This window comes from Polaromonas sp. C04 (genome assembly GCF_002002705.1).
Classification (GTDB): domain Bacteria; phylum Pseudomonadota; class Gammaproteobacteria; order Burkholderiales; family Burkholderiaceae_C; genus Rhodoferax_A.
Genome location: NZ_MUNS01000045.1, coordinates 1 through 21579, shown reverse-complemented (window position 1 = coordinate 21579; position 21579 = coordinate 1). Strand labels below are relative to the sequence as shown.

At 65.0% G+C, this 21579-nt stretch carries 14 protein-coding genes and 1 tRNA gene; 6 read left to right on the top strand and 9 right to left on the bottom strand.

Annotated features, from left to right (window positions below):
• Positions 1–8 precede the first annotated feature (8 nt).
• Positions 9–479: a cyanophycin metabolism-associated DUF1854 family protein gene (locus tag B0E49_RS19815; RefSeq protein ID WP_077564528.1), complete on the bottom strand. Its 471-nt coding sequence runs from the start codon at positions 477–479 to the stop codon at positions 9–11.
• Positions 479–2845 (bottom strand): cyanophycin metabolism-associated ABC transporter, encoded by a 2367-nt coding sequence (locus tag B0E49_RS19810; RefSeq protein WP_077564526.1) that lies wholly within the window; start codon positions 2843–2845, stop codon positions 479–481. Before B0E49_RS19810 ends, B0E49_RS19815 begins: the two co-directional genes overlap by 1 nt.
• A gap of 136 nt (positions 2846–2981) precedes the next feature.
• Between B0E49_RS19810 and B0E49_RS19805 the strand changes: the two genes are divergently transcribed.
• The 6 genes from B0E49_RS19805 to B0E49_RS19780 all read left to right on the top strand — a co-directional run bounded on the left by B0E49_RS19805 (position 2982) and on the right by B0E49_RS19780 (position 13800).
• A complete protein-coding gene (locus B0E49_RS19805) occupies positions 2982–5210 on the top strand; it encodes a cyanophycin synthetase (RefSeq protein ID WP_077564524.1) in 2229 nt (742 codons plus the stop codon).
• Positions 5211–5244: 34 nt separating this feature from the next.
• A complete protein-coding gene (gene cphA / locus B0E49_RS19800) occupies positions 5245–7863 on the top strand; it encodes a cyanophycin synthetase (RefSeq protein WP_077564567.1) in 2619 nt (872 codons plus the stop codon).
• A gap of 24 nt (positions 7864–7887) precedes the next feature.
• A tRNA-Gly gene (locus B0E49_RS19795) sits at positions 7888–7961 on the top strand.
• Between the two features lie 71 nt (positions 7962–8032).
• Positions 8033–9550, top strand: coding sequence for an efflux transporter outer membrane subunit (locus B0E49_RS19790; RefSeq protein WP_353647365.1), 1518 nt, complete (start codon positions 8033–8035; stop codon positions 9548–9550).
• Between the two features lie 28 nt (positions 9551–9578).
• Entirely contained in the window at positions 9579–10715 is a 1137-nt protein-coding gene (locus B0E49_RS19785; RefSeq protein ID WP_286138156.1) for an efflux RND transporter periplasmic adaptor subunit, read from the top strand.
• A 10-nt stretch (positions 10716–10725) separates the two neighbouring features.
• Positions 10726–13800, top strand: coding sequence for an efflux RND transporter permease subunit (locus B0E49_RS19780; protein WP_077564522.1), 3075 nt, complete (start codon positions 10726–10728; stop codon positions 13798–13800).
• Positions 13801–13871: 71 nt separating this feature from the next.
• Here B0E49_RS19780 and B0E49_RS19775 read toward each other — a convergent pair whose 3' ends face one another.
• The 7 genes from B0E49_RS19775 to B0E49_RS19745 all read right to left on the bottom strand — a co-directional run bounded on the left by B0E49_RS19775 (position 13872) and on the right by B0E49_RS19745 (position 21450).
• Positions 13872–15500 (bottom strand): NADP-dependent glyceraldehyde-3-phosphate dehydrogenase, encoded by a 1629-nt coding sequence (locus B0E49_RS19775; protein ID WP_077564520.1) that lies wholly within the window; start codon positions 15498–15500, stop codon positions 13872–13874.
• A 32-nt stretch (positions 15501–15532) separates the two neighbouring features.
• Complete coding sequence (gene zwf / locus B0E49_RS19770; RefSeq protein ID WP_077564518.1) at positions 15533–16999, bottom strand: glucose-6-phosphate dehydrogenase; 1467 nt, start codon at positions 16997–16999, stop codon at positions 15533–15535.
• A gap of 160 nt (positions 17000–17159) precedes the next feature.
• The gene (locus B0E49_RS19765; RefSeq protein WP_077564561.1) at positions 17160–18371 is read right to left on the bottom strand and encodes an ROK family transcriptional regulator; all 1212 of its coding nucleotides are present in this window, start codon (positions 18369–18371) and stop codon (positions 17160–17162) included.
• A gap of 26 nt (positions 18372–18397) precedes the next feature.
• Positions 18398–18610 (bottom strand): RbsD/FucU domain-containing protein, encoded by a 213-nt coding sequence (locus B0E49_RS19760; protein ID WP_077564516.1) that lies wholly within the window; start codon positions 18608–18610, stop codon positions 18398–18400.
• A gap of 10 nt (positions 18611–18620) precedes the next feature.
• On the bottom strand, positions 18621–19424 hold the full coding sequence (locus tag B0E49_RS19755; protein ID WP_077564514.1) for an ATP-binding cassette domain-containing protein: 804 nt from the start codon (positions 19422–19424) through the stop codon (positions 18621–18623).
• Positions 19424–20380, bottom strand: coding sequence for an ABC transporter permease (locus B0E49_RS19750; protein ID WP_077564512.1), 957 nt, complete (start codon positions 20378–20380; stop codon positions 19424–19426). Before B0E49_RS19750 ends, B0E49_RS19755 begins: the two co-directional genes overlap by 1 nt.
• Before the next feature lie 71 nt (positions 20381–20451).
• Complete coding sequence (locus B0E49_RS19745) at positions 20452–21450, bottom strand: sugar ABC transporter substrate-binding protein (protein ID WP_077564510.1); 999 nt, start codon at positions 21448–21450, stop codon at positions 20452–20454.
• Positions 21451–21579 lie beyond the last annotated feature (129 nt).

Genomic DNA, 21579 nt, shown 5'->3' with positions numbered 1-21579 from the left:
TCACCGGCTCAGAGAAATCGCCCCAGCAGCCGGCGTGAGACGGGATCGAGCGCCAGCATGTCGCGCACCTTGAAGTGAACGCCCTGGCCGCCCGTGATCAACAGCGCGGCGCCATCGAGCCGGCGAATGTCCTCTTCCCCTTTCAGCACGAAGCGCGTGTTGCCCCGGTCGGTCTCCACCTCCCAGGTGCTGGGGGTGGAAAACGTCGATACGCTTTTGAGACGCAGGATTTCAGGTGCGAACTCGCGCGCGGCGAGTTCTTCCTCAATCAGGCTGCGCACCGCCGGCGGCAGCGCATCCAGCCGGTCGATCCAGGCCAGTTCGTGGCCGTCGGCATGCAGCAGCGAGAGCCCTTCAAAGGGCGCAGACACAGGAAAGGCGCGCACCGGCGTCACGCCATCGAAGCGCTCGCCGGTTGCAGCGATCCAGACCAGGCGGCCAAAGGCGTTGCGCTCAAGCTGAAAATCACAGGCGTCCATCAGATGCTTTCGTGTTCACGGGTCTGGGGCAAATGCACGGCAGGGGCTACTAGCGCCGCGCCGGGAGCGTCACCCTCTTCGTCTTCCCCCTCATCTCCAATGTCGGCGCGGCGCAATTGCGCTTCATACAGACGCCAGTAGGCACCCTGCCGGGCCATCAGTTCGTCGTGCGGGCCAACTTCCACCACCTGCCCACGGTCCATCACCACGAGCCTGTCCGCCTTGCGCAAGGTGGACAGGCGGTGAGCGATGGCAATCGTGGTGCGGCCCTGCACCAGGTTGTCCAGCGCTTTCTGAATCTCCTTTTCGGTTTCGGTGTCCACCGACGAAGTGGCTTCGTCAAGAATCAGGATGCGCGGGTCGATCAGGAGCGCGCGCGCAATCGAGATGCGCTGGCGCTCGCCGCCCGACAGGCCCTGCCCGCGCTCGCCGACCAGCGAGTCATAGCCCTGCGCCAACCGCAGGATGAATTCATGTGCATGCGCGGCCCGCGCTGCCGCGACGATCTCGGCGTGCGTCGCGTCGGGCCGGCCGTATGCGATGTTCTCGGCAACCGTGCCGAAGAACAAAAAAGGCTCCTGCAGCACCAGGCCGATGTGACGCCGGTAGTCGGCCACGCCAAAGCGCCGGATGTCGGTGCCATCGACGCGGATCGAGCCGTCGGTCACGTCATAGAAGCGGCAGATCAGGTTCACCAGCGTGCTCTTGCCCGAGCCACTGTGGCCCACCAGGCCAATCATCTCGCCCGGCTCGATGGCCAGGTCCAGGCCACGAATGACCGAACGGTTGCCGTAGCGAAAACCAATGCCGCTGATCTCGATGCGCCCCTGCATGCCTTGCAAACCCGGCCCCGTGCCAATTTTCACCGGCTGCACGGGCTCCGGAACGTTGGAGACGTGGTCGAGGATGTCGAAGATGCGCTTGGCGCCGGCCGCCGCTTTTTGCGTGACCGAGACAATGCGGCTCATCGAATCCAGCCGCGTGTAGAAACGGCCTATATAGGCAATGAACGCGGTCAGCACACCGACCGTGATCTGGTGCCGGGACACCAGCCAGATGCCAAACGCCCACACCACCAGCAGGCCGATTTCGGTCAGCAGCGAAACCGTGGGGGTGAACAGCGACCAGATCTTGTTGAGCCGGTCGTTCACCATCAGGTTGTGCTGGTTGGCGACGCGAAAGCGCTGCGCCTCGCGTGTTTCCTGCGCAAACGCCTTGACGACACGAATGCCGGGAATCGTGTCGGCCAGCACATTCGTCACTTCGGACCAGACACGGTCGATCTTCTCGAAGCCGGTGCGCAGGCGATCGCGCACGGTGTGGATCATCCAGGCAATGAAGGGCAGCGGCAGCAGCGTGACCAGCGCCAGCCACGGGCTGATCGAAAACAGGATGATCGACGTCATCAAAATCATCAGCACGTCGGTGGCGAAATCCAGCGCGTGCAGGGACAGAAAAACACAAATCCGGTCGGTTTCCGAGCCGATGCGCGCCATCAGGTCGCCCGTGCGCTTGCCCCCAAAATAGTCCAGCGACAGCGACAGCAAATGATCGAAGGTGGCCGTGCGCAGGTCGGCGCCGATGCGCTCGGACACCAGCGACAGCATGTAGGTACGCGCCCAGTTCAGTCCCCAGCCCAGCAGGGCCGAGCCCAGCAGGCCGCCCAGATAGGCCGCGACCAGCCAGGACTCGATCTTCTGGCCATTCTGGAATGGAATCAGGATGTCATCCATCAGCGGAATGGTCAGGTACGGCGGTATCAGCGTCGCCGCGGTGGACACCAGCGTGAGAACAAAACCCGCGACGAGTTGCTTGCGGTACGGTCTGGCAAAGCGCCCCAGGCGCAGCAGCACCCAGGTCGACGGCGGCGTGTGCAACTCGCGCGCGCACATCGGGCACTCGTCGCTGTCGGGTGGCAGCGGTGATTTGCACTGCGGGCACAGCGAGGGATCGTCCCTCATTTGCGCGGCACCCTGCGCGAGGTTGGCCAGTTGCAGCTCGAACTGTTTGATCAGGCGCAGCGCCTGGACGTTGGCGCCCAGGGTAAAGCGCCAGCTCGCGCGCCGGGTGTGGGCGTCGTGCAGCTCAATGGTACCGACGCCAGCATGGTCAAAGTGGTGCAGCGCCAGCCCTTGGGCTAGGGGCCAGCTGCGCCATTGACTTTCGCCGGGCGCAGGACTGGCGTCAAAAGCCCACAGGCGCCGGTCGGTCAGGGCCAGCAGCCCGCTGGAAAAACAAAGCCGGTGGTCCAAGTCAACCGCAAGCAGACTTAAAACGTTCTCATCGGGTGCGAGCTGTCCGCGCAGGCTGTTTTGTGCGGACTCCGAATCTGTCCTGTTGGCGTCAATTGAATGGTGATATTGCATTTTGTTTCCATGCCCCATAGCGATCAGCGTAGCCTTACTGGCGCTTGGGCACCGGGAATTCTCGCCGAAGTGGCGAACGGGCGATGCCGGATGCCGGCTTGCACGGGCCAGCGATCTGGTTTTGCCCAATGAATATATGAGCCCCAAAAACGACATCAAGCTGCTTCGCATCACCTATCTGCGCGGCCCCAACATCTGGACCTACCGCCCGGCACTCGAGGTCTGGCTTGATCTGGGTGAGCTGGAAGATTTTCCCTCCCATCTGCTGCCCGGCTTCAACGACCGGCTGATCGCCCTGCTCCCGGCACTGGCCGAGCACCACTGCGGCGTTGGCGAGCGCGGCGGCTTCCTGCAGCGACTGGTCGAAGGCACCTGGGCCGGGCATGTGCTGGAACACGTGGTGATCGAGCTGCTGAATCTGGCCGGCATGCCCACCGGTTTTGGCCAGACCCGCAGCACCTCGCAGCATGGCATTTACCGGATGGTGTTTCGTGCGCGCGATGAGCATGTCGCCCGCACCGCGCTGGCACAGGGGCATCGGCTGTTGATGGCGGCGATCAACGATCAACCCGTCGATGTCCAGGCTGCCGTCGCGCTGGTACGCACCCAGGTCGATGACTGTTACCTGGGCCCAAGCACCGCCTGCATCGTGGCCGCGGCAAGCGGCCGCCGCATTCCCCACATCCGGCTCAACGAAGGCAACCTGGTGCAACTGGGTTACGGCGCCCGCCAGCGCCGCATATGGACGGCAGAGACCGAGTTCACCAGCGCCATCGCGGCCGGCATCGCGAGCGACAAAGACCTGACCAAGCGTTTGCTCAAGTCCTGCGGGGTGCCGGTTCCCGAAGGTGAAATCGTGGACAGCGCTGAAGCCGCCTGGGCCGCCGCACAAGAGATCGGACTGCCGGTGGCTGTCAAGCCCACCGATGGCAACCACGGCCGGGGCGTGGCGCTCGACCTGACGCGCGAGGCGGATGTGCGTGCCGCCTTCGAGGTGGCGCAGTTGCACGGTAGCGAAGTAATGGTCGAGCGTTTCGCCCGCGGCCACGAACACCGCATGCTGGTGGTCGGCGGCCGCCTGGTGGCTGCCGCGCGCGGCGACGCGGCCTGGGTCAGCGGCGACGGCCGCTCGTCGGTGGAAGAACTGGTGGACAGCCAGATCAACACCGACCCGCGGCGCGGCCTGGCCGAGGATTGTCCGCTCAACCTGGTCGAGACCCGCACCGACGAAACCATCCTGCTCGAACTGCAGCGCCAGGGGTTGACGCCGGACGGTGTACCGGAGGCAGGCCGCCAGGTGCTGATCCAGCGCAATGGCAATGTCGCGATCGACTGCACCGACCAGGTCCACCCTGCCGTCGCCTACGCCGTCTCGCTCGCGGCGCGCGTGGTCGGGCTCGATATTGCCGGCATCGATGTGGTCGCCGAGGACATCTCGCGCCCGCTGGAGGCACAGGGCGGTGCGGTCGTCGAGGTCAACGCCGGGCCCGGTTTGCTGATGCACCTCAAGCCCGCAGTGGGCGCGCCGCGACCGGTGGGGCGCGCCATTGTCGACCATCTTTTCCCGGAAGATCCCGCCAATACGGCGGGCCGCATTCCGGTGATCGGCGTGGCCGGATCACAAGGCACCCAGACGATTGCCCGCCTGGTGGCGTGGCTGGTTCACCTGAGTGGGCGCTACGTGGGTCTGGCTTGCCGCGACGGCCTGTTCCTCGACCGGCGTCGGGTTGCGCACGGAAACTGTGCCGGCTTTGAGCCCGCTCGCCGCCTGCTCATGAACGTGGCGGTCGAGGCCGCCGTGATCGAAAACGGGGCCGAAACCATCCTGCGCGACGGCCTGGCTTATGACCGCTGCCAGGTCGGCGTCGTGGCGGACCTGGATGGCGCCCAGGCGCTGGCCGAGTTCGACATTTTCGCCGCCGATCAACTCGCCAAGGTACTGCGCACCCAGGTCGATGTGGTGCTGCCGGACGGCGTCGCCGTGCTCAACGCGGCGGATGCGCTGGTGGCCGGCCTTGCCCCGCTGTGTGACGGGGAAGTTATTTTTTATGCGGACGATCCCGAGGCGGCTCCCATCGTGGCGCACCGCGCGGGCGGCGGCCGGGCGGTGTCTGTCCGGTCGGGCCATGTGATCCTGGCCACCGGCGCCGCTGAAATCGTGCTGGCCAGCCTGGACAGGCTGGTCCGCCAGAACGGACGCGGCGCACCGTCAGCCGCCCAGACGCTGCGCCCCTGCATCCTGGCGGCCATTGCCACGGCTTGGGCGCTGAACATCTCCCCCGATTTGATCTCCGTCGGCATCGAAACCTTCGACACCGACCTGAAGTCGTACTTTGCCGCGCCCGAATTGTTTGCGGCCGCCTGATCCCGACGACACGCCAAAACAGAAAGAACCCACGATGGAAATCTCACGCGTCCGGGCCCTGCGCGGCCCCAATCTCTGGTGCCGGCACACTGCGCTGGAGGCCATCGTGTCCTGCGCACCGACAGAGCGCTCCATTGCCGAACTGCCCGACTTCGAGTCCAGGGTGCGCGAACTGTTCCCGGCCATTGGAACCTTGCAATCGAGCGGCTACCAGGGTCCGATTTCGCTGGCCCATGTGCTGGAAGCTGCGGCCCTGGCGCTGCAGACACAGGCGGGCTGCCCCGTCACCTTCAGCCGCACCGCGGCCACCGTCGACATTGGCGTGTACCAGGTGGTCGTGGCCTACAGCGAGGAAGCGGTGGGCCGATTGGCACTCGAGTTGGCGCAAACGCTGATACAGGCGACGCTGCAGAACACCGGCTTCGACGTGGATGCAGCCATCGCTCGTTTGCGCGACACCGACGAAGACGAGCGGCTCGGCCCCAGCACCGGTGCCATCGTCAACGCCGCGGCCGCCCGCGGTATCCCCTGGCGCCGGCTGACCCAGGGCAGCCTGGTGCAGTTCGGCTGGGGCTCGCGCCAGCGGCGCATCCAGGCGGCCGAGGTGGACGCCACGAGCGCCGTCTCCGAAGCCATCGCGCAGGACAAGGATCTGACCAAGAAATTGCTGCATGCCGCGGGCGCGCCGGTGCCGTTCGGCCGCCCCGTCAAGGATGCAGACGAGGCGTGGGCGGTGGCCTGCGAGATCGGCCTGCCGGTTGTCGTGAAGCCGCAGGACGGCAATCAGGGCAAGGGGGTCACGGTCAACGTCACGAACCGCGAACACCTCGAAGTCGCCTTTCGCGCTGCTGCCGAAGTGGGTGGGGTAATGGTTGAAAAATTCCTTTCGGGCAATGACTTTCGCCTGCTGGTCGTGGGGCGCCAGCTGGTAGCAGCCGCGCGGCGCGATCCGCCGCATGTGATCGGCGACGGCATCCACAGCGTGCGCGAACTGGTGGATCGGGTCAACGCCGACCCCAGGCGCGGCGAAGGGCATGCCACCTCGCTGACCAAAATCCGCTTCGACGAAATCGCCATCGCGCGCCTGAACGCGCAGGGACTGGCCCCGCAGTCGGTGCCGGCCAAAGGCCGCCGCATCATCCTGCGCAACAACGCCAACCTCAGCACGGGCGGCACCGCCACCGACGTGACGGACGACGTTCACCCCGAAGTGGCGGCCAACGCCATCGCGGCGGCACAAATGGTGGGCCTGCATGTGTGCGGCGTCGATGTGGTGTGCGAAAGCGTGCTGCGTCCGATGCGCGAGCAGCACGGCGGCATTGTCGAGGTCAACGCCGCGCCGGGGCTGCGCATGCACCTGTCGCCGTCCTACGGCAAGGGCCGCCCCGTCGGGGAGGCCATCATCTCCCACCTGTTCGGCCATGGCGACGACGGCCGCATTCCCGTGGTAGCGGTCACGGGCACCAATGGCAAGACCACCACGGCACGCCTGATTGCCCACTTGATGGCCAGCAGCGCGCTTCGCGTGGGCATGACCAACACCGATGGCGTGTATGTCAACGGCCACCAGATCGACAGCGGCGACTGCAGTGGGCCCAAGAGCGCGCGCAACGTGCTGATGCACCCCGACGTGGATGCGGCCGTGTTTGAAACGGCACGCGGCGGCATACTGCGCGAAGGCCTCGGGTTCGACCGCTGCCAGGTGGCCGTGGTGACCAACATCGGCGCTGGCGATCATCTGGGGCTCAACTACATCACCACGGTGGAAGACCTGGCCGTGCTCAAACGCGTGATCGTGCAGAACGTCGCACCTACGGGCTATGCGGTGCTGAACGCGGCCGATCCGATGGTGCACGCCATGGCGCCAAGCTGCCCGGGCAGCATCATCTTTTTCGCAGCCGACCACCACCACCCCGCGATGGCTACGCAGCGCGCACAAGGCAAACGGACAGTCTACGTCGATGACGGCGCCATCGTGGCCGCCGAGGGGTCGTGGCGCGAGCGAATCGCATTGAGCGACATTCCCTTCACGCACAACGGCAGCATCGGCTTTCAGGTCGAAAACGTGATGGCCGCGGTCGCCGCGGCCTGGGGCGTCGGCCTGAATTGGGATACCGTACGCCGCGGTCTGGCCAGTTTTTCTACCGACGCCGGCAATGTCCCGGGCCGCTTCAACATGATGGATTACCGGGGCGCCACCGTGATCGCCGATTACGGCCACAATCCCGATGCCATGCGGGCGCTGGTCGCGGCCGTGGACGCCCTGCCCGCCAAGCGCCGCTCGGTCGTGATCAGCGGCGCCGGCGACCGGCGCGATGACGACATCCGCGAACAGACCGCCATCCTCGGCGATGCGTTCGACGACGTTCTCCTGTATCAGGATGCCTGCCAGCGCGGCCGCGCCGACGGCGAAGTGCTGGCCTTGCTGCGCACTGGCCTGGCACAGGCCAAACGCACGCGCTACACCACGGAAATTCGCGGCGAATTCAACGCCATCGACACCGCGCTGGCGCGCCTGGAGCCGGGCGATCTGTGCCTGATCCTGATCGATCAGGTCGAGCAGGCGCTGGCCCACCTGACCCGGCGCGTTGCCGAAGCGGCGCAGGCTGCGCCGGCCAGCGTCAATGCGGAGGCCCCGGCGTTGACTCACTGAACCCGCGTAGAATGTCTCGGCCATGCGGGTGTAGTTCAATGGCAGAACGGCAGCTTCCCAAGCTTCATACGAGGGTTCGATTCCCTTCACCCGCTCCAGTCAGCATGGCGCTGCCAAACTCTTCGGCACGGTGCTGCGGCCATACAACAACAAACGCGAGAGTTCATCGGTGACCGATATCCACAACCGAACCCGCCTTTGGCAGCGGGCCCGTCAGGCGGCCTTGAGCACGGCGATCGGCATGGCGCTGGCAGGGTGCGCGGTGGGGCCCGACTTCAAGGCTCCCGAGGCCCCCGCGATCTCCAATGCGCAAAACCCGTACACCCCCGTACCGCTACCGGCCGAGACCGCCAGCGCACCCGGCACCGGCGGGGCCGCGCAACGCTTCGCGATGGGCCAGGACATCCCCGCAATCTGGTGGAGCGTATTCCATTCCGAGCCGCTGGACCGTCTGATCCGCTCCGCGCTGGCGCACAGCCCGACCCTCGCCTCTGCGCAGGCGGCGCTGCGTCAGGCGCAGGAAACCTACAACGCCGACGCCGGCGCCAAGCAGCTGCCGAGCGTCAACGGCCAACTCGGCGTCACGCGCCAACGTGAGTCGCAGGCGGCCAGCCAGATTCCTGGCGGCGTCGACTTCACGCTTTTCAACGCCTCGGTCAACGTCTCCTACACGATCGATGCGTTCGGCGGGACCCGTCGCGAGCTGGAGGGCTTGCGCGCCGCCGTCGATTACCAGCGCTACCAGGTCGAGGCCACCTATCTCACGCTCACCGCCAATGTCGTCACGACGGCGATCCAGGAGGCATCGCTGCGCGCGCAACTCCGTGCCACGCAGGAGGTGATCGAGGCAGAAAGCCGCTCGCTCGACCTGGTGCAACGGCAGGCGACGCTCGGTGCGATTGCGCTGGGCACGGTATTGACGCAGCAAGCGCAGCTCGCGCAAACCCGCGCGACGCTACCCGCGCTCGAAAAAGCGTTGGCGCAAACACGCCAGCAGCTGGCGGTCTACGCCGGCCGATTGCCCAGCGAAGCGGGGCTGCCCGAGTTCACCCTCGAATCGCTGCAATTGCCCGGCGACCTGCCGGTCAGCCTGCCCTCGTCGCTGGTGCGCCAGCGCCCCGACATTCGTGCCAGCGAAGCGCTGCTGCACCAGGCGAGCGCCCAGATCGGTGTCGCCACCGCGAACCTCTACCCGCAAATCACGCTGAGCGGCAGCGTGGGCGCGCAAAGCTTCGAGCTCAATCAGTTGTTCAGCGGCCCGAGCGCGGCCTGGAGCCTGGGCGCCGGCCTGCTGCAGCCGATTTTCAACGGCGGCTCGCTGCAGGCGAAGAAACGCGCCGCGATCGCGGCCTACGAGCAGGCCCAGGCGCAGTACCAGCAGACTGTCCTCAATGCATTCCTGAACGTGGCGAACACGCTGCGCGCGCTCGACAGTGATGCGCAATCGCTGAGCGCGCAGGCGCAGGCGGCATCGCTGGCGCGCGAGTCGCTCGACCTGGTGAACCGCCAATATCAGCTTGGCGCGGTGAGCAACCTGGCACTGCTTGACGCGCAACGCACCTATGAGCAGACCCGCATCGCGCTGGCGCAGGCGCAGGCCGCGCGCTACGCGGATACGGCAGCACTCTTTCAGGCACTGGGCGGCGGCTGGTGGAATCGCGCCGAACTGGCCGACGCCAAACTCTAAAAACACTCGAATTCCTGGAGGTCTTCCGATGAAGCGCACGACCAAACGCATGTTCATCATGCTGCTGTGTGTTGTTCTGTTAATTGCCGTGCTTGCCCTGGGCAAGTTTCTGCAAATCAGGAAACTGATCGCCAGCATGCCCAAGCCTGGCGCGCAAGTCGTGACGGCCATGAAGGCCGAAATGCTGGAATGGCAGCCCCAGTTCAATGCGGTGGGCACGCTCAATCCGGTGCGCGGCGTCGACGTCACGACCGAGGTGGCAGGCCTGGTGCGCAGCCTGCACTTTCATTCGGGCCAGGACGTGAAGGCGGGCGAACTGCTGGTTGAGCTCAATGCCGATTCCGACATCGCGCAGCTGCAGGCGCTGCAGGCCGCGGCCGACCTCTCGGCCTCGGTGCTGGCGCGCGACCGCCAGCAGTTCGAAGTGAAGGCGATCAGCCAGGCACAGCTCGATGCCGACCAGGCCGACCTGCGCGTCAAGCGCGCCAGCGTCGCGCAACAGGCCGCGCTGGTGGCGAAAAAGACCATCCGCGCACCATTCAGCGGACGGCTCGGAATTACCACCGTCAATCCCGGCCAGTACCTGAATCCGGGCGACAAGATCGTCACGTTGCAGACGCTGAACCCGATCTACATCGACTTCAACCTGCCGCAAAAGCAGCTCGCCGGAGTGTCGCTCGGACAGCGCCTGACCCTGTCGAGCGATGCGTTCCCGGGCCAGTCTTTTGCCGGCAAGATCACGGCAATCAACCCCAAGGTCGACCCGACCACGCGCAACCTCCAACTCGAAGCCACGATCGCCAACGAGAAACTCCAGTTGCTGCCGGGCATGTTCGCCAACGTCGACGTCGACGCCGGCGACAAGAAGAGCTACCTGACGCTGCCGCAGACGGCGATCACCTACAACCCCTACGGCTCGACGGTTTTCGTGCTCAAGCCCGGCGACAAGAAGGACGACAAGGGCAACGCCCAGCTCGAGGCGCAGCAGGTCTTCGTGACCACGGGACCGACCCGTGGCGACCAGGTTGCGGTCCTGACCGGCCTCACGGCAGGCCAGCAGATCGTCACCAGCGGCCAGTTGAAGCTCAAGAACGGTTCGCCCGTGACCGTCGACAACTCGGTCCAGCCCGCGAACAGTCCGAACCCGACTCCGCAGGAAAAGTGAGGCCGCGTTCATGAACTTCACCGACATTTTCATTCGGCGGCCGGTGCTGGCGACGGTGGTCAGCCTGCTGATCCTGGTACTGGGCTTGCGCTCGCTGTTCAGCTTGCCGATCAACCAGTATCCGCACACCGAGAATGCGGTGGTCACGGTGTCAACCGCCTACTATGGCGCCGATGCGCAGACCATTGCGGGCTTCATCACGCAGCCGCTGGAGACAGCCATCGCGCAGGCGCAGGGCATCGACTACCTCTCCTCGAGCAGCACGTCGGGCGTCTCGACGATCACCGCCACGCTGCGCCTGAACTACGACGCGAACCGTGCGCTGACCGAGATCAACACCCAGGTCAGCTCGGTCAAGAACCAGTTGCCGCCGCAAGCACAGCAGCCCGTGCTCACGGTGCAGACGGGCTCCACCATCGACGCGATGTACATGGGCTTTTACAGCGACACGCTGCCCACCAACAACGTGACCGACTTCCTGGTGCGCGTGGTCCAGCCCAAGCTCAATGCGATCGACGGCGTGCAGACCGCCGAAATCCTCGGTGCCCGCCAGTTCGCGCTGCGGGCCTGGCTCGATAGCGACAAGATGGCCGCCCACGGCGTGACCGCGGCCGATGTCAGCTCCGCGCTGGCCGCGAACAACTATCTCACGGCACTCGGCACCACCAAGGGCCAGATGGTGAGCGTGCCGCTGACGGCCGGCACCGACCTGCACACGGTGGATCAGTTCAAGCGCCTCGCGGTCAAGCGCAGCGGCGACGCCATCGTGCGGCTGGAAGACGTGGCCACCGTCACGCTCGGCTCGGAAAACTACGACTTCAACGTCGCATTCAGCGGCACGCAGTCGGTCTTTATCGGCATCAAGGTCGCGCCACAGGCGAACATCCTGGACGTGGCCAAGCGCGTGCGCGAAGCCTTTCCGGCCATTCAGCAGCAATTGCCTGCGGGCCTCACGGGCCAGATCGTCTACGACGGCACCGAATTCATCAACACCTCGATCTACGAGGTCATCAAGACGCTGGTGGAGGCGCTGATCATCGTCACCCTGGTGATCTACCTCTTTCTGGGCAGCTTGCGCGCCGTCACCGTGCCGGTCATCGCGATGCCTTTGTCGCTGGTCGGCACCTTCTTCATGATGCTGGCGCTGGGCTACTCGATCAACCTGCTGACCCTGCTCGCGCTGGTGCTCGCGATCGGCCTGGTGGTCGACGACGCCATCATCGTGGTGGAGAACGTCGATCGCCACATGAAGGAGGGAGCCACGCCGATGCAGGCGGCATTCACTGCCGCGCGCGAGCTGGGCAGTCCGATTCTGGCCATGACGGTGGTGCTGATCGCGGTCTACGTGCCCATCGGCTTCCAGGGGGGCCTGACCGGCGCGCTCTTCACCGAGTTCGCGTTCACGCTCGCCGGCGCGGTAGCGGTGTCCGGGGTCATTGCGCTCACGCTGTCGCCGATGATGGCATCGCGCTTCTTCAAGCCGGAGCAGGACCAGGGCCGCTTTGTGCAGGCGATCGACCGTGTGTTCGGGCGGGTGCACCGCGGCTACCTGCGCGTGCTGCACAGCGTGCTCGATACCTGGCCCGTGCTGATCGTGATGGGCGTGATCCTGATGCTGTGCGCCGGCCTGATGTTCAAGATGTCGAAATCCGAACTCTCGCCCGAGGAGGATCAAGGCATCGTCGTGTCGCAGGTCGTCGGCCCGCCCACGGCCACCTCGCAGCAAATGCTGACATATGCGAAGCAGGCGTTCGATGTGGCCAAGGCGACGCCTGAATACGAGCAAATGTTCCAGATCACCGGGGTGCCAACGATCAACCAGGGCATCGGCGGTGTGCTGCTCAAACCCTGGGGCGATCGCTCACGCAGCGCGCACGAAATCCAGCAGGACCTGCAGGCGCGCTGGAACAAGATTGCCGGCGCGCGCATCGCTGCCTTCCAGTTCCCGCCGCTGCCCGGGGCTTCGGGCCTGCCGGTGCAATTCGTGATCACCTCGACCGAGCCCTTCGAGAACCTCAACACCGTGGCGCAACAGGTGGTCGACAAGGCACGCGCCGCCAACATGTTCTACTTCGTCGACACCGATCTCAAGATCGACAAGCCGCAGGCGACGGTGGTGGTGGACCGCGACAAGATCACCACCCTGGGCCTGACGCAGCAGGATGTCGGCACCGCACTTGGCGCGGCGCTGGGCGGCGGCTACGTCAACTACTTCTCGATCGCGGGGCGCTCCTACAAGGTGATCCCGCAGGTGCTGCAGACCGACCGGCTGAATCCGTCCGAACTGCTCAACTTCTACATCAAGACACCCAGCGGCGCCATGATTCCGGCCAGTACCGTGGCGCACCTGAAATACGACATCGTGCCCGAGTCCATCAGCCGCTTCCAGCAGCTCAATTCGGTCACGATCTCCGGCGTTTCGGGTGCGGCGCAAGGGGACGTGCTGCAGTTCATGCGCAACACGCTCGCCGAGGTAGCCCCCACGGGCTACAGCGCCGACTATGCCGGCCAGTCACGCCAGTTCATCCAGGAGTCGGGCGGCTTCCTGGTGACGATGCTGTTCGCGGTGATCATTGTGTTCCTGGCGCTCGCGGCCCAGTTCGAGAGCTTCCGCGACCCCATCGTGATACTGGTGTCGGTGCCGCTCGCCCTGTTCGGGGCGCTGATCTTCATCTTTCTCGGCTTCGCGTCGATGAACATCTACACCGAGGTCGGGCTGGTCACGCTGATGGGGCTGATCAGCAAGCACGGCATCCTGATCGTCGAGGTGGCCAATCAGCTGCAGCGCGCCGGCAAGAGCAAGCGCGAGGCAATCGAAGAAGCCGCCGGCATACGGCTGCGGCCAATCCTGATGACGACGGCGGCCATGGTCTTCGGCGTGGTGCCGCTGGTCATTGCCTCGGGTGCGGGCGCGGCGGGCCGGCAGGCGATGGGGCTGGTGATCTTCACCGGGCTCTCGATCGGCACGCTGTTCACGCTGTTCGTGGTGCCGGCGATGTACCTGTTCATCGGCGCCGATCACAGCAAGCAGCGCGTCGCCAGTATCGATGCGCCCGGCGCCGGCGAGCCGCACGCCGCCACCTGACAGGCTATCCCACCTCAAAAAGCCGCCCAAGGGGCGGCTTTTTCATGGCTCTGGCACGAATCCGGCACCGTTCACAGAATGAAGCCGGTGTTGATGAAATTCGAGCGGTGGTCGCGCACGATGTCGTCGAGCAGCCGCTTGCTGGCCGGCGTCTGCCTGGCCGCGACCATCGAGCGGATTGAGAAGGCACGCAGGGCATCGTTGACGGACAGCGTGCCCTCGGCGGAATCCTTGCGGCCCGCGAACGGGAATACGTCGGGTCCGCGCTGGCACTGACAGTTCAGATTGACGCGGCACACCTGGTTGACCAGCGGATCCACCAGGGCACCGATCTGCACCGGGTCGCTGCCGAACACGCTGACCTGCTGGCCATGGTCGGAGCTGATCACGTACGCCAGCGCCTCCTCAACATCGTCGTAGGCCATCACCGGGACCAACGGGCCAAACTGTTCCTCGCGGTACAACTTCATGCCCTCCTTCACCGGATAGACCACAGCCGGGTAGTAGAGCGTCGCGCAATAGGCGCCGCCACCCTGGTTGACGACCCGGGCGCCCTTGGCCTTGGCATCCTCGATTGCCTCCGTCATGTAGGCGGTACGATGCAGCCCCGGCAGCGGCGTGATGCTGACACCCGGCTCCCACGGCATGCCTATCTTGAGTTGTCCGACGGCTTTGGTGATGCGGTGCAGAAATTCATCGACGAGGGAACGGTGCACGATCAGCATCTTGAGTGCCGTACAGCGCTGGCCGTTGAAGGAAAGCGCGCCCAGCAGGCATTCCCTGACCGTGAGTTCGAGGTCAGCGTCGGGCAGCACGATTGCGGCGTTCTTCGCATCCAGCCCGAGCACGGCGCGCAGCCGGTGCGACTTGGGATGCTGCTTTTTCAGGTGGTCGGCCACCTTGCTGGAACCGATCAGCGCCAGCACGTCGATCTTGCCGCTCGCCAGCATGTGCGGCACCACCACGGCGCCCGGCGCGTAAATGGTATTGATCACACCACGAGGAAAAGCGCTGCAGAACGCCTGCATCAGGGGCCAGAACAAAAGTGTGCCGTACTGCGGCGGCTTGAACACCACCGTGTTGCCCATCAGCAGCGCGGGGATCAGCGTGGCGAAGGTTTCGTTGAGCGGATAGTTGTAGGGCCCCATGCACAGCACCACGCCCAGCGGCGTGCGCCGGATCTGGCCGATCGTGCCCTCGGCGATCTCGAAGCGTGAGGCATTGTTGTCCAGCGTCCTGACCGCCTCGATGGTGGCGACGATGTATTCGACCGTGCGGTCGAACTCCTTTTGCGAATCCGCCAGGCTCTTGCCGATCTCCCACATGATCAGGTTGACGATCTCCTGGCGCTGCGCAACCATCTGACGGACGAAGTCCTGCATGCAGGCGATGCGCTTGGCCACCGGCATCGTGGGCCATTCGCCGCGCCCGTTGTCGTACGCGGAGACCGCGGCGTCCAGTGCAGCGTCGCTTTCTGCCTCGCCCATCACCGGGTAGCTCCCGATTTCCAGTTGCCGCACGCTGCCATCGGCTTGCCGTTCGCAGATCGGCGACAGCACCGTCTTGCACTCGCCGCCCCAGGTCCGGAACTCGCCGCCGACCAGGTAGGTGCGCTGGTGAACCGGTGACGCCAGACGGTGTTCCGGCGGAATCTCATTTGCGCCGGGGAACAGTTGCTTCAGGTTTTCAGTGTCTGTCATGATCCATTCCTTTCGATACGGGGGTGTTGTCGTCACTGTTCTTCGGGCCATGCGAAACCGTCCCGCGCCACCAGCGCACTGGCCGCAGCGGGTCCCCAGGTGCCAGCGACATAGGGACGAGGGCCACCAGAGACATCGTCGTCACGCTCCCAGGCCCGCAAGACTGGTTCGATCCAGTGCCATGCCTGTTCTTGCTCGTCGCTGCGCACGAACAGGTTCAAGCGCCCGGCAATCGCCTCGAGCAGCAGCCGCTCATAGCCGCCCACCCGGTTCTCGGCGAAGGCCTTGTCGAAGTCGAGATCAAGGCACACCGGTGACAACGCCTGCGATGGGCCCGACCCTCTGGCTGCCAGCAAGTGCAGTTCCAGTCCGTCCTCAGGCTGCAACTTGATGACCAGTTTGTTCGGCACATTCGCCCCCGGGAAGATACGGTGCGGCGCAGGATGGAAATTCACCACAATCTGCGCCTCGGGCGCGGCCAGGCGCTTGCCGGTACGCAAATAGAACGGCACGCCCGACCAGCGCCAGTTCTGGACCTCGGTTCGCAGCGCGACAAAAGTCTCGGTGCGACTGTGCGGCGGCACTTTCGTCTCGCCCCGATAGCCTGGTACGGGCCGGCCGTCGACCGTGCCGCCGCGGTACTGACCGCGTATCACGTCATGCAGCACGCTGTCTTCGGTGAACGGCTTGAGCGCGTGCAGAACCTTGAGCTTCTCGTCGCGAATCGCACCGGCATCGTTGCGCGAAGGCGGCTCCATCGCAATCATCGTCAGCAACTGCAAGGCATGGTTCTGGATCATGTCGCGCAGCGCACCGGTACGGTCATAGAAGTCGCCGCGCGTGCCCACACCAAGCTGCTCGGCCAGCGTGATCTGGATGTTGGCGATGCTTTCGCGCCGCCACAGGGGCTCGAACAGCGCATTGCCAAAGCGCAGCGCCATCAGGTTCTGCACCGCGGACTTGCCAAGGTAGTGGTCGATGCGAAAGGCCTGCCCTTCGCTGAAAACCGAACGCACCGCGCGGTTGATTTCCTGCGCGCTCTCCAGATCGTGACCCAGTGGCTTCTCGAGCACCACGCGCACGTTCGGTCCGTTCAGTTCGACCTTGCCGAGCTGTTCGCAGATTTGCGGGAACAGGTGCGGGCTGGTGGCGAGGTAGAGCACCACGGTGTCCGCCGGGCCATCGTCACGCGGCGCGTCCAGCCATTGCCGGATCTGCACATAGTCCCCGGGCTGCGCCAGGTCGACTCTCAGGTAATGCACCAACCCGGCAAAGCGGGCGAACTCTTCGCCGCCGGGTTGCCTGGCGCCCTCGACGTCGAGAAAGCGCTCGCGCAGCCAGCTGCGATAGGTGGCGTCGGAAAAGTCCTCGCGTGCGGCGGCGAGGATGCGCCCGCCCTGCGGCAGCTTGCCGTGACGAAAGGCCTGGAACAGGGCTGGCATCAGCTTGCGCCACGCCAGATCGCCGGTGCCGCCGAAAAGGACAAGATCAAATGACATGGCGCTTTGCGTGGTGCCGTGCAGCGAAGGATGTTGGCTCTAGGCCGCACGCAATCGTTGAATGAGTCCGGCCGTCGACGCATCGGTGCGGCCACAGCGACGAAAACTCATCTCTCGTTGCATCGAATGGCTTTGCGGCGAGTTCGTCATGAAGTCTCTTTCACGGGTCGACCTTCAGGAACAAGTCCCGATCCGGTGCGAAATTCGCATACAGGGGCAGCAGCGCGCCACCCATGGCGCGCGCGTCGCTGCCAATGGTGCCGGCCAGCACCCTGGGCCGCGCCGCACCTTCCCAGTTGTAAAGATCGAGCGCACGCTCGACCCCGGACACCAGCTCCGCCAGCAATTCGCGGCCGAAGGAGCCGTCGATGATCACACCACCCAGATCGAGCAGGCAGGCGGCGCTGTTGATGGCCAGCGCAATGGCGGGGCAGCCCCGCTCCAGCCAGGCTTGCGTGCTTGCCAGCCAGGGCGCATCCAGCGCGCGCGCATCGACCCAGGCATCCGCGTCGACGCCAGCCTTGGTGTACAAGGCCTCCAGACTCCACAGCGAGCCGACGTTGAGCAGCTGTTCGGGCGGCACGCCGGTGCTGGTGCTCAGACCCATCGGCAGCGAACCCACCGCACCGGCGTTGCCGTTCAGGCCCCCGAACAGGTGGCTGTCAAGCACCAGGCCACCGCCAATGAAGGTGTCGACGAACAAGTACAGGAAGCTGCGCATGCTGCGGCCGCGGCCCGCCACCAGTTCGGCCACGCAGGCGGCGGCCGTGTCCTTGACGAACTCGACCGGCAGACCCTGCGCAGCGCCCAGGGATGCGATGCGCTCGCGCATGTCGATGTCGTTCCACTCTTGCGCGAGTTCGGGTGTGATGCCAAGAAGAACCTTCCAGCCGCCGAGCGACAGCGGGGCAGCAACACCGATGCCATGCAGGCGTTTGCGCAGCGCGGGTTTAAGCGACTTGCGCAGTTGCCGCAGCCCGGCGTCGATGTCGCCGAAAAGCTTGAGGGGATCGGGGAACAGATAGCTCAGTGTCAGGCGCTCGCGAACCTGGCCCGTGAAGTCCACCAGCAACATGTCCGCGCTGCGCCGACCGATCTTCACACCGATGGAGAACGCGCCATCGGGGTTGAGCGCCATGGGCACCGAAGGCTGGCCGACCTTGCCGCGCACGGGCGCCAACCTGCGCACCAGGTCATCGGCCTCCAGGCGGCCAATGATGAGCTGCACGGTTTGTGCCGTCAAACCCGTGAGGCGCGCAATTTCGGCCTTCGGACAAGTCCCGTGCAGCCTGATGGCCTGCAGCACCACCCGCTCGTTGAACTGCCGCATGCCACCCTGGTTGGAACCCCGCGGCCGCAACCGGGCCTCCATCGGCGCCGCCGCAGCGCGTGCCCCGTTCACGGGCGAAACTCCCCGGCGATCACGCCCTTCTGCAACATGAAATCCGGCCACGCGCGCAGTTCGCCCGTCTGCACAATGGCGCAGGCGCCGGCGACGCGATCGTGGAAGCCAAAGCGTGCCAGCGCCTTGCACTGTTCGTCGCCATGCCCCATCTCGCACAACACCCTGAGCACCTCAGGCGGGAGCGGCGGATCGATTCCCTTGAACATCTTTGCTTCCTCAATGTGCCAGGCATTCGGGCGGGACGTCCTGCGGACTCATGGCCCCGGTCATGACCGCCACGGTATCGCTCATGCTGATCTTTTTCGGGTCCAGCAGGGCGGCGCGCTTGCCCAGTCGGGCCACGTGGATGCGGTCGGCAATTTCGAAGACATGCGGCATGTTGTGACTGATCAGGATCACCGGCAGGCCCTTGTCGCGCACACGCCGGATCAGCTCGAGCACCATGTTGCCTTCCTTCACGCCGAGCGCGGCGGTCGGCTCGTCGAGAATCACGACATGCCGTGCGAACGCAGCGCTGCGCGCCACCGCAACGCACTGGCGCTGGCCGCCCGAGAGTGTTTCCACCGCCTGGGTCATGGAGCGGATGCCCACCTTCAGCTCGTTCATGCGCGCGACGCTCTGCTCCAGCATCTGCTTCTTGTCGATCACGCGCAGCAGCTGTGCGAGCCAGCCGGTCTTGATGATCTCGCGCCCCATGAACAGGTTCTCGGAAATCGTCATGGCAGGCGCCACTGCGAGGTCCTGGTAGACCGTCTCGATGCCCTCGCGGCGCGCGTCGATGGGCGACTTGAAGTGGATGATCTTGCCGTCCAGCCAGATCTCGCCCTCGTCGGGGATCGTGGCGCCCGACAGCGCCTTGATCAGCGAGGACTTGCCGGCGCCGTTGTCGCCGATGACGGCCATGATCTCGCCGGCACGCAGCTCGAAATCACTGCCGTCGAGCGCGGTGACCTGGCCGTAGCGCTTGACCAGTCCGCGCGCCTCCATCACGAGGGCCGGCTTTTGATTGGGTGTGTTCATCAGCGTGCTCCTTTGCGCGAGAGTTGATCGGTGGTGACCGCCAGAATGACGAGGATGCCGGTGATCAGGACCTGGTACACCGAGGCCACCCCCATCAGGGTCAGGCCATTGCGAAACACACCCACGATCACCGCCCCGAGCAGGCTGCCCACGATCATGCCGCGGCCGCCGAACAGGCTGGTGCCGCCCAGCACGACCGCGGTGATGGCATCCAGATTCTCGGTTTGCCCGGCGTTCGGGTCGCCCACGCCGGTACGCGCCACCGACACGAGCGAGGCAATGCCGTAGAACAGGCCGGCGGTGACGTACACGCCAAGCAGCACGCGATCGGTCGCGATGCCGGTCAGGCGGGTGGCTTCGGGATTGTTGCCCACCGCGTACACATGGCGTCCAGGCTGGGTTTCGCGCAGACCCCACCACATGAAGAGGTACAGCACGAGCATTAGCACGGCACCGTAGTTCACCTCCGCGTGGCCGAGCCGGAACGTATTGCCGAAGAAGGTCATTGCCGGCGGCAGGCCGGTGATGGTTTGCGCGCCCGAATAAAGCTGGGTAATGGCGTAAGCGATGTTCAAGGTGCCCAGTGTGACGATGAACGGTGGCAGCTTGATGCGTGTGACCAGCAGGCCATTCACCAACCCGAAGGCCATGGTGACGAGCAGCCCGCAAACAATGGCGAGATAGGCATTCATGCCGCTGCTCACCGCCAGCTTGGTCATCACGATGCCGCCCAGCGCCATCACGGCGCCGCACGCCAGATCAATGCCGGCGGTCAGGATGATCAGCGTCTGGCCAATGGCAATCAGTCCCACCACCATGACCTGCTGCAGGATCAGCGAGAAGTTCTGCACCGACAGGAATCGGTCGCTCTGCGTGGCAAAGAAGATCACCGCGAGCAGCAACGCGATCAGCGGGCCGAGCGTGGCAACGGGCGGTAGCCTGGAAGTCTTGGTCATGGTGGTCTCCGGGGGTGACGGGATCTGGCAGCAGCAGGTCCGCCGCCGCCTTCCTTTTTTATGCCGGGCGCTTACTTGTTACCCCAGCACATGTCCATGCCGTACTTGGTGTCCTTGCTGGATACGCCCGCCAGCGGCTTGTCGGTGATCAGGGTGACGCCCGTGTCGGTGTAGCCCGAGACCTTTTTGCCGGTCTTGGCATACGTCACGCCCGCTTCGACGCCCAAGGCCGCCATCTTCAGGGGGTACTGCTGCGAGGTGGCGGCAATCACGCCCGCCTTGACGTTTTCGACACCCTTGCAGCCACCGTCGATCGAGACGATCAGCACACCTTTTTCCTTGCCCGCGGCCTTCAGTGCCTGGTAGGCACCCGCTGCCGCCGGTTCGTTGATGGTGTAGACGAGGTTGATGCCGGGATCTTTTTGCAGGCAGTTCTCCATCCCGGTCTGGCCCTTGGCCTGGTCGCCGTAGCTGTCAGCCGAGCAGACGATCGCGGGATTGGTCGACAGCTCGTTGCTCTTGGCGTCGGCCGCCGCCATCCCGAAACCCTTCATGAAGCCGTTGTGCCGCTGCGCACCGACCGGGTTGCCGGGGAACAGGTCGAGCATGGCGATCTTCACGGGCTTGCCTGCCATTGCCGCCTTGGCGTATTGGCCGATGAGCTCGCCGGCCGTGTAGTTGTTGGTCGCGAACAGTGCATTGGCCGCGCTCACCGGGTCCGTCGGGCTGTCCAGCGCAATGAACATCACGCCTTGCGCCTGCGCCTTCTGGATCGACGGCACGATGGCCTTCGCGTCACTCGGCGTGATCAGGATGGTCTTGGCACCGGCGGCGACCATGTTTTCGATGGCGGTGACCTGGCCCGCGTTGTCGCCATCGATCCGCCCGGCCGCCGTGAGCAGTTTGGCGCCCAGCTTGGCGGCCTCTGTCTCTGCGCCCTTTTTCATCGTCACGAAGTAGGGGTTGGTATCGGTCTTCGTGATCAGGCCGATGACGGGCGCGTCAGCGGCGAAGGCAAGGCCGGCGCCTGCAAGCAGGGCGGCAAAGACAGTGGTGTGCTTGAGTTTCATGGGTTGTCTCCTTATATCTTTCAAATAGTTCAAACTTCAGTAGTCAAGGCGGTGAGCGCCTTGATTGCCGAGCGGGTTGACTCGCCAACGCGCAGCCTGGGTCTCCTGCGAGCCCGAGCTCGAATCTCA

Coding starts and splice junctions, on each gene's coding strand:
- B0E49_RS19815 (WP_077564528.1), bottom strand. CDS start 479: ATGGACGCCTGTGATTTTCAGCTTGAGCGCAACGCCTTTGGCCGCCTG.
- B0E49_RS19810 (WP_077564526.1), bottom strand. CDS start 2,845: ATGCAATATCACCATTCAATTGACGCCAACAGGACAGATTCGGAGTCC.
- B0E49_RS19805 (WP_077564524.1), top strand. CDS start 2,982: ATGAGCCCCAAAAACGACATCAAGCTGCTTCGCATCACCTATCTGCGC.
- cphA (WP_077564567.1), top strand. CDS start 5,245: ATGGAAATCTCACGCGTCCGGGCCCTGCGCGGCCCCAATCTCTGGTGC.
- B0E49_RS19785 (WP_286138156.1), top strand. CDS start 9,579: ATGAAGCGCACGACCAAACGCATGTTCATCATGCTGCTGTGTGTTGTT.
- B0E49_RS19780 (WP_077564522.1), top strand. CDS start 10,726: ATGAACTTCACCGACATTTTCATTCGGCGGCCGGTGCTGGCGACGGTG.
- B0E49_RS19775 (WP_077564520.1), bottom strand. CDS start 15,500: ATGACAGACACTGAAAACCTGAAGCAACTGTTCCCCGGCGCAAATGAG.
- zwf (WP_077564518.1), bottom strand. CDS start 16,999: ATGTCATTTGATCTTGTCCTTTTCGGCGGCACCGGCGATCTGGCGTGG.
- B0E49_RS19765 (WP_077564561.1), bottom strand. CDS start 18,371: ATGGAGGCCCGGTTGCGGCCGCGGGGTTCCAACCAGGGTGGCATGCGG.
- B0E49_RS19760 (WP_077564516.1), bottom strand. CDS start 18,610: ATGTTCAAGGGAATCGATCCGCCGCTCCCGCCTGAGGTGCTCAGGGTG.
- B0E49_RS19755 (WP_077564514.1), bottom strand. CDS start 19,424: ATGAACACACCCAATCAAAAGCCGGCCCTCGTGATGGAGGCGCGCGGA.
- B0E49_RS19750 (WP_077564512.1), bottom strand. CDS start 20,380: ATGACCAAGACTTCCAGGCTACCGCCCGTTGCCACGCTCGGCCCGCTG.
- B0E49_RS19745 (WP_077564510.1), bottom strand. CDS start 21,450: ATGAAACTCAAGCACACCACTGTCTTTGCCGCCCTGCTTGCAGGCGCC.